The organism is Tsukamurella conjunctivitidis (genome assembly GCF_007858475.1).
Classification (GTDB): Bacteria; Actinomycetota; Actinomycetes; order Mycobacteriales; family Mycobacteriaceae; genus Tsukamurella; species Tsukamurella conjunctivitidis.
Map to the genome: position 1 here is coordinate 1 of NZ_VIGX01000076.1, position 775 is coordinate 775.

Consider the following 775-nt stretch of genomic DNA (forward strand, 5'->3'; position numbering starts at 1 on the left):
TGGGACTGGGAGGAGCGGTGGGAACGCTTGCGCGCACGGCGCTTGAGACGATGCATCCTGCGGGAGCGGGGAGCTTCCCCTGGACCACGTGGATGATCAACATGGTCGGTTCCTTCCTTCTCGGGGTCCTCCAGGAGTCCCTCGCGCTGTCGGGGGATGACGTCGGGTGGCGTCGGGCTGCCAGGATCGGGATCGGGACGGGTGTCATCGGCGGGTTCACCACGTACTCGACATTCGTCCTGGAGAGCGACCGTCTCCTGGGAGGACCCGAATCTGACATCGTTGTCGGGCTGGTGTACGTGGTCGGGAGCGTGACGCTGGGCTTGGTCTGCGCGATGCTGGGGATACAGTCCGCCAAGAGCGCGGTCACCACACTCAGGCGAGATCGCCCCGAGGATGAGGTCCTCGCCGATGTCGCACCTGTTGACGAGGTCGTCGCGGAGTCGGCGGAAGACGAGGGTCGCTCATGAGTCCGATCATGTGGGCAGGAATCGCCGTGATGGGTGGCCTGGGAGCGAGTTTGCGGTTTCTTGTCGACTCGAAGGTCACGGCCCGGAACACTCTGTCAGTGCCTCTGGGTACGGTTGTCGTCAACCTCAGTGCCTGCTTCTTCATCGGCCTGCTCTCCGGGCTCGCCTCGAAGTTGCCCGGCATCGCGGGCGTGGTACCGCTGCTGGGTACCGGACTCCTGGGCGGCTACTCCACGTTCAGTACGGCCAGCGTGGAGGGAGCCAGGCTCCTCCGCTCAGGTCGCGTGCTGATGGGGTGCGCGCAC

Annotated in this window: 2 protein-coding genes; both read left to right on the top strand. The window is 65.4% G+C overall.

Features of this window, described 5'->3' with window-relative positions; genetic code table 11:
- A partial coding sequence (locus FK530_RS24430; RefSeq protein WP_146489430.1) for a fluoride efflux transporter FluC occupies window positions 1–470 on the top strand: 470 nt, incomplete at its 5' end.
- A gap of 29 nt (window positions 471–499) precedes the next feature.
- Window positions 500–775: fluoride efflux transporter FluC (locus FK530_RS24435; protein ID WP_231706786.1), on the top strand; the 276-nt coding region annotated here is incomplete at its 3' end.